8 protein-coding genes and 1 pseudogene are annotated in these 7,060 nt (G+C 66.8%); 3 read left to right on the forward strand and 6 right to left on the reverse strand.

The genetic code is table 11. The features are described from left to right. Positions 1 to 326: 326 nt before the first annotated feature. From rplI to rpsF, 4 genes are all read right to left on the reverse strand, one after another. Positions 327 to 779, reverse strand: a complete 453-nt coding sequence (gene rplI / locus ACFWPJ_RS11075; RefSeq protein WP_189031508.1) for a 50S ribosomal protein L9 — start codon at positions 777 to 779, stop codon at positions 327 to 329. 17 nt (positions 780 to 796) lie between these two features. Next, complete coding sequence (rpsR, locus tag ACFWPJ_RS11080; RefSeq protein WP_019050001.1) at positions 797 to 1,048, reverse strand: 30S ribosomal protein S18; 252 nt, start codon at positions 1,046 to 1,048, stop codon at positions 797 to 799. 31 nt (positions 1,049 to 1,079) lie between these two features. After that, a complete protein-coding gene (locus tag ACFWPJ_RS11085; RefSeq protein WP_019050000.1) occupies positions 1,080 to 1,640 on the reverse strand; it encodes a single-stranded DNA-binding protein in 561 nt (186 codons plus the stop codon). A gap of 93 nt (positions 1,641 to 1,733) precedes the next feature. Continuing rightward, a complete protein-coding gene (gene rpsF, locus ACFWPJ_RS11090) occupies positions 1,734 to 2,021 on the reverse strand; it encodes a 30S ribosomal protein S6 (protein ID WP_022565973.1) in 288 nt (95 codons plus the stop codon). Between the two features lie 169 nt (positions 2,022 to 2,190). Here rpsF and ACFWPJ_RS11095 point away from each other — a divergent pair, with 169 nt between their 5' ends. Next, on the forward strand, positions 2,191 to 3,576 hold the full coding sequence (locus ACFWPJ_RS11095; protein ID WP_378849691.1) for a hypothetical protein: 1,386 nt from the start codon (positions 2,191 to 2,193) through the stop codon (positions 3,574 to 3,576). 72 nt (positions 3,577 to 3,648) lie between these two features. On the opposite strand, the gene ACFWPJ_RS11100 is transcribed toward ACFWPJ_RS11095, so the two are convergent. Further along, complete coding sequence (locus ACFWPJ_RS11100) at positions 3,649 to 4,755, reverse strand: DUF475 domain-containing protein (RefSeq protein ID WP_378849693.1); 1,107 nt, start codon at positions 4,753 to 4,755, stop codon at positions 3,649 to 3,651. A gap of 68 nt (positions 4,756 to 4,823) precedes the next feature. After that, positions 4,824 to 5,399: a TerD family protein gene (locus tag ACFWPJ_RS11105; RefSeq protein WP_378849694.1), complete on the reverse strand. Its 576-nt coding sequence runs from the start codon at positions 5,397 to 5,399 to the stop codon at positions 4,824 to 4,826. A 285-nt stretch (positions 5,400 to 5,684) separates the two neighbouring features. Here ACFWPJ_RS11105 and ACFWPJ_RS11110 point away from each other — a divergent pair, with 285 nt between their 5' ends. Together ACFWPJ_RS11110 and ACFWPJ_RS11115 are read left to right on the forward strand one after the other, a co-directional pair. Beyond that, positions 5,685 to 6,809 (forward strand): hypothetical protein, encoded by a 1,125-nt coding sequence (locus ACFWPJ_RS11110; RefSeq protein ID WP_378849696.1) that lies wholly within the window; start codon positions 5,685 to 5,687, stop codon positions 6,807 to 6,809. 13 nt (positions 6,810 to 6,822) lie between these two features. Beyond that, positions 6,823 to 7,060: pseudogene (locus ACFWPJ_RS11115) on the forward strand (hypothetical protein); the annotation flags it as partial.

Below are 7,060 nucleotides of genomic sequence, written 5' to 3' on the forward strand. Positions count from 1 at the left end.
GTGGAACGCCCTGCTAGATCCCCTTTTACCCAACTCTCCACCTGTGGATGAAAGAAGTTCCGGCGTGTCCGTCAAGGTGAACAGCCGGGCGTGTTGGGTAAACAGCGATGGTGCACGCTATGACTGGAGTCACAAATCTGCCGGTCGGTTTCGGCAACCATCCACAGGCTGAATAACCGGAGGTCAGCGAATTGCCGACCGTCGGCCGCCTGGGGTGACCTGCACGGGAGCGATCTCCGGCTATCGTCCAGTTATTGCGATGTCAACCGGAAAAATGCAACGAGAAACCACCCCCATGTCGAACACAGGGGTGGCTCTCAGCGAACTCAGTTCGCGGCAACCTCGAGGTTGAACTTGGCAGCCACATCGGGGTGCAGGTGCACCACGATGCCGTGCTTGCCGGTCGCCTTGATGTGCGACTTCGGCAGCTCGATGCTGCGCTTGTCCACCACGGGGCCACCGGCAGCCTTGATGGCGGCGGCGACATCGGCGGTGGTGACCGAACCGAACAGCTTGCCGCTGTCGGCGGTCTTCACGGCCAGCGAGACCGAGTCCAGGCCCTCGATGGCCTGCTTCAGCTCGTTGGCGTGATCGAGGTCGCGCACCTTGCGGGCGTCCTGCGCCCGGCGGATGCCCTCGACCTGCTTCTGGGCGCCACGGGTGGCCACGATGGCCAGACCGCGGGGCAGCAGGTAGTTGCGGCCGTAGCCGTCCTTGACCTCGACGAGATCGCCCGGGGCACCGAGGTTGTCGACATCAGCGGTGAGGATGAGCTTCATCTGTCTGACTCCCTTTCTCAGCGAGCGGTCGACACGTAAGGCAGCAGGGCCACCTCACGCGAGTTCTTGACGGCGACAGCGATATCACGCTGGTGCTGGACGCAGTTGCCGGTGACGCGGCGAGCACGGATCTTGCCGCGATCGCTGACGTACTTACGCAGCAGCGTGGTGTCCTTGTAATCGATATTGACGATTCCGGACTTGCTCTCCTTGCAGAAAGTGCAAGCCTTCTTCTTCAGCACCTTTTCGCGCGCGGGCGCTTTAGGCATGGTCTTCTCTCCGTACTATGAGTGCCGTTCCTCAGAACGGCGGTTCGTCATCCATGCGGCCGCCGCCCCCGAAGGAGCCGGCCGCCGGCGCGCTACCCCACGGATCGTCGTTGCCTGCGTTTCCGCCGCCCGACTGTCCGCCGCCACTGTTGGCGTTGTAGCCGCCTGCGCTTGCACCACCACCGGCATTGCCGGAACCGCCACCGAAGCCACCGCCTCCGCCGCCGCGACCTGCCTTGGAGACCTTGGCAGTCGCGTAGCGCAGCGAGGGGCCGACCTCGTCGACCTCGAGTTCGACGACCGTGCGCTTCTCACCCTCGCGGGTTTCGTAGGAGCGCTGCTTGAGCCGTCCGCTCACGATCACGCGAGCGCCTCGGGTCAGGCTCTCGGCGACGTTCTCCGCTGCTTCACGCCAGATGTTGCAGCGCAGGAACAGGGCCTCGCCGTCTTTCCATTCGTTCGAATTGCGATCGAACACGCGGGGAGTCGAAGCGACGGTGAAATTCGCCACCGCTGCGCCCGCGGGCGTGAAACGAAGCTCAGGGTCTGCCGTCAAGTTTCCGATGACGGTAATGACCGTGTCGCCTGCCATGGGGTTCCTCCTGCTCGGGGTGCAGTCCGCGTCTCGCTGTCGCGCTAGAGCCTAAAGATAGGCACCGACGAAAACGAGATTTCGCTCTGCGGACTACTTGTCGTTGCGCAGAACCTTGGTGCGCAGCACCGTCTCGTTCAGGCCCAGCTGGCGATCGAGCTCGCTCACGGTGGCCGGGGTCGCGGTCAGTTCGACGACCGCGTAGATGCCTTCGGCCTGCTTGGCGATCTCGTAGGCGAGCCGGCGGCGGCCCCAGATGTCGACCTTGTCGACCTTGCCGCCCTCGGTCTTGACGACGTTGAGCAGGTTATCCAGGGACTGCCCGACGATGCGCTCGTCCAGGCTGGGGTCGAGGATGACCATCACTTCATAATGACGCACGGACCAATCACCTCCTGTGGACTAGGAAACGGCCATGGACTTTCCATGGCAGGAGGGTTCGTTGCGTCAGCAACCCGGTAAGGCTACATGAGCGGGCCCTGAGCAGCGAAATCGATCCACTCCGCGGGTGCGCTCCTGGATCGCCGCGGCGCCGCATAATGTGGTCGATATGACCACCGCCGACCCGCAGCAGCGCGCAGCACGTGGCGCGGCGCGGGCCACGGCGCTGACGTTCCTGATCGTTCTGTTGTGCGCGCTCACCCTCGCGATGGCCTACGCCAACAAGGCGCGGTGCGCGGGCGGCGCGATCGATGAAACCGGTCGCAGCCAGGTATTCGATGTCCGCAAGGATTCGGATGTCTGCTATTCCGATATCCAGTTCCTCTGGATCGGCCGCGATATCGACAATCACGTCTTCCCGTATGTCGACGGCGGGATCACCGAGGAGGGCGCGCTCACCGGCGGCGCGGTGGAGTATCCGGTGCTCAGCGGCGTGCTCATGTGGGCGGGCGCGATCGGGGTCACCAATGACGCGGATTTCCTGTGGCATTCGGCGCTGCTGCTCACGCCCTTCGCCCTGCTGACGGCGTGGATGCTGGCCCGGCTGGCAGGCCCGGCCGCGTTGCTGTGGGCGATCGGCCCGCCGCTGGTGCTGTATGCCTTCCACAACTGGGAACTGCCGGTCGTGTGTACCGCGGTGGCCGCGGTCTCTGTGATGTCCATGCTGACCGGCCTGTCGATACGCACCCGCGGGATCATCGCCGCGGTACTGCTCGCCATCGGGTTCTGCTTCAAGCTCTATCCGGGCATCTTCCTGCTGCCGTTGGCGGTCTACATCCTCACCGAGGGCGCGCCGCGAGACGCGCGGCGAGTGCGTGATCTGGACGTGGCGGGCGCGGCGCAGGCACTGCTGGCGGCGATGGGCACGGTGGCCGCGGTGAATCTGCCGTTCGTGGTGGCAGGGGTGGAGGGCTGGCGGGCCTCGATCACGTTCCAGCAGATGCGCCAGGCCGATATCACCACGAACTCGATCTGGTACTGGGGACATCAGCTGATCTTCGGCCGCGACGCCGAGACCACCACCACCTGGCACGACATGGTCGCCCTCGCCTCGCCCACGCTGATCCTGGCGTCCTTCGTGCTGGCGATGTGGCTCGGGTGGCGCCGCTGGACGCCGACCTCGCCCTTCCCGTGGGTGGGTGCGAGCGGCGCGATGCTGTGCGGATTCATGCTTTTCCACAAGGTCCACTCACCCCAGTACACCCTGTGGATAATTCCGTTCCTGGTGCTGCTGCGGGTGCCGTGGTCGCTGGTCGCGGCGTATCTGGTCGCCGACGTGGCGGTGGGCGTCGGCGTGTTCCGCTACTTCGCCGCGCTGGGCGAGGGTGAGGGTGTGGAGCTGATGGAGGGAATCGTCCAGTTCGGCGTGTGGCTGCGCACCGTCCTGCTCATCGTGCTGTTCTTCCTGTTCCTGCGGGCCGGGCTGCGCGGTGCGCGCCGGACCGAATCGGCCGTCGCACCCGCCGATCGACGCGAACTCCAGCCGGCCGCCTGAGAAACGACAGCGGCGGCGAATCCCCATCCGGGACCCGCCGCCGCTGTGGCTATCGCGTGTTCGTGCCGCCGATCAGCTGACCGGTGCGGCTTCCTTGGACTCGTCCACCGCGTCGGGCTCGTCCTTGCGGTTGCGCAGGATGCTCGAGATGAACGCCGCGCCGATGAACGCCACGCCGATGCCGCCGGTGATCAGCTCGTTGACGTGCACACCGATCGAGACCAGCAGGATCGTCGCCAGCGCGCCGATCGCCCAGTGCGCGCCGTGCTCGAGGTACACGTACTCCGAGAGCGTGCCCTGGCGGACCAGGTACACCGTGATCGACCGGACGAACATCGCACCGATGAAGCCGAGGCCCAGCGCGATGATGATCGGGTCGGAGGTGATCGCGAACGCGCCGATCACGCCGTCGAAGGAGAACGACGCGTCGAGCACCTCGAGGTACAGGAACAGGAAGAACGCGGCCTTACCGGTCGCCTTCACCAGGCCCGACGGGCCCGAAGGAGCGTGTTCGAGTTCCTCGGTGTGGAACATCGAGCCGAGGCCGTCGACCGCGATGTAGACGATCATGCCGAGCAGACCGGCCAGCAGCACGGTCGACCGGTCGTCTTCCTTGGCGAGGAACTCGGCGGTGAGGATCAGGCCGATGCCCGCCACGACCACCGACAGCATGTCGAGCTTGCCCGCCTTGGCCAGCGGCCTCTCCAGCCAGCCCAGCCAGGTGATCTCACGCTCTTCGAAGATGAAGTTCAGGAACAGCAGCGCGAGGAACATGCCGCCGAACGCCGCGATCTGCGGGTGCGCGTCGGTCAGCAGGGTTTCGTAGCTGGGGCTGCCGTCGGGGAAGTACGGTGCGTCGCCGGGAGGCGGGTTGAGGGCCAGGTCGAACGCCTCGATCGGACCGAGCCCGGCGGTAACCCACACGATGGCGAGCGGGAACACCAGTCGCATGCCGAAGACGGCGATGAGGATGCCGACGGTCAGGAAGATCCGCTGCCAGAACTCGCTCATCCGCTCCAGGACGGTGGCGTTGATGACGGCGTTGTCGAACGACAGCGACACCTCGAGGATGCCGAGGATCGCGCACAGCGCGAGGGCGGTCAGGCCACCGTAGAGGTAGGCGACGACCAACGACAGCACGGTGATGCCGATGGACAGGCCGAAGATGCGCGTAATCACGCGGAGGGACCTTTCTGTCTCACACGGACAGGGGGCCCGGTCAGTCGAGCCCCCGTCCGCGATGGTGACTAGACGTTGACGCCGTAGTCGCGGGCGATACCGGCGAGTCCGGAGGCGTAGCCCTGTCCGATGGCGCGGAACTTCCATTCGGCACCGTTGCGGTACAGCTCGCCGAAGACCATAGCGGTCTCGGTCGAGGCGTCCTCGGACAGGTCGTAGCGGGCGAGCTCGGTGCCGTTGGCCCGGTCGACGACGCGGATGTAGGCGTTGCGCACCTGGCCGAACGACTGCGAGCGGGTCTCCGCGTCGTAGATCGAGACGGGGAAGAAGATGCTCTCGATGGTCGGCGGGGTGTTGGCCAGGTCGACGTTGATGACCTCGTCGTCGCCCTCGCCCTCACCGGTGGTGTTGTCGCCGACGTGCTCGATGGCGCCCTCGGGGGACTTGAGGTTGTTGAAGAACACGAAGTGCTTGTCGGAGACGACCTTCTTGTCGCCGCCGGTCGCGATCGCGCTGGCATCCAGGTCGAAGTCGGCGCCGGTGGTGGTGCGCACGTCCCAGCCGAGGCCGACCGCGACCGCGGTCAGGTTCGGAGCCTCTTTGGTCAGCGAGACATTGCCGCCCTTGGACAGACTGACACCCATGCGGGAATCCCTTCGGTTAGTCCGGTGTGTCGTTTCCCAGCATGTCCGAATCGCCGGGTACCGCTACGACAGTAATAGGTTTCGCGGAACTTGCGTAGGAACGAGCAGCAGCCCTGGTGAACGGGGGGAATCTCCTACCATCGGGACTGTGCGTGGTCGGGTCGCCGCGCGGTTCGGAAAGGGGACGTGCCGGTGACACCTCGCAGACGCGGATGGTTCAGGTCGGGGGCCGATCATGAGTGGATCAGTGGGGCGAGGGCGGCCACGTCGTCGGCCTTCCTCGATATGGATCATCGGCAGACGGCGGCGGAGGCGGGTGTGGTGGCCAGCGATCAGGTCTTCCCGGACCGCCGGGTCGGCGCGGTCTGGGAGCCGGTGCGCGCGCGGTGTTATGCCGCGGCGGGCGCGTATCTGAGTTTCACCGAAGAGCTCGACACCGCCGAAGCCACGGGCAGCCCGATCGCGGACGGGCCCGCCAGGGCGGATGCGCTGGTGCGCCAACTGCACGACGCGGCCCGCGGGGTCGACGAGTTCTATCACTCCCATCGCGCGGGCCTGGAGGAGGCGGCGCGCGTGCGATCGGCGGTGCCGCAGCTGCTCGCGCACGTGCGGGCCGAGGCCGAGCAGGTGCTCGCCGCAGCGGCGTCGTCGGGCTTCGCGAACTACCCCTCGATCGAGGCGGGTGTAAGGCGGCTGAATGAGGATCTGATCACAGCGTCCTCGGCCGATCCGCAGACCTCCGTTACCGCCGCGCGTACGGCCGCGGCGGCGGTGCAGCAGGCGACCGCGGAATTGTCGGATGCGTTGGCGCAGGCCCCTTCTCGCGCTTCGGCGGCCGCGAAGGCGATCGCGTCGGTGACGACCCGGCTGGCCGCTGTCCGCAACCGCGCGAGTGGGCTCGGCCCGGCGTACTCGGCGCTGTTGCGCGAGTTCAACGCTGCGAGTTCGGCGGATTTGACCAACAATGAGCGGGAAAGCCGGCGCGGCATCGACGCCGCGGACGCCGCCCTCGTGGGCGCGCGCGTCGCGGCTGCCGATCACGACCCGGAGACCGCCCTTGACCTGACCGCCACCGCGCGCCAGCACCTCGCCGAGGCCGAGCAGTTGGTCGACGCCGTCACCCGGCGCCTCGAACTGTTGCGCGACGTACGTGCCGACCCCGACGCGCACGCCCGCACCGTACGATTCCGGCTGCGGGACGCGCAGATGCTCGCGGTCGACCGAGGCCTGGTCGGCGAGTGGGGGTCGGTGCTCGATGCCCAAGCCGAACGCCTCGACCGCATCAATTCCGGACTGACGGGTCGTCATCCAGACTATTGGGCATATGTTTCCGAACTGGACACCGTCGCGGCGTTCATCGCCGGAGTGGTCGAACGCATGAGAAAACACGTAGGAACCGACAGGACTTAGGAATGCACAGGACATGATGACAGCGGGGTACGTGGTCGCGCCGGAGATCTGCCTGCGTAAGCAGGTTCCGCTGCGCCACTTCCGGCAATTGCACGGGCCGAGGGCCCGTGAGCTGTTCCTCCTCGAGCCGGAGCCGGGGGGGGGGGTGGGGCGGCTGGGGGAGGGGGGGGGCCCCCCCCCCCGCCCGCGGGTGGGTGGGTGGGGCCCCCCCCCCCCCCCCCCCCCCCCCCCCGCCCCCCCCCCCGCGGCCG

Origin of the sequence: Nocardia sp. NPDC058497 (genome assembly GCF_042720195.1) — a bacterium.
Taxonomy (GTDB): Bacteria; Actinomycetota; Actinomycetes; order Mycobacteriales; family Mycobacteriaceae; genus Nocardia.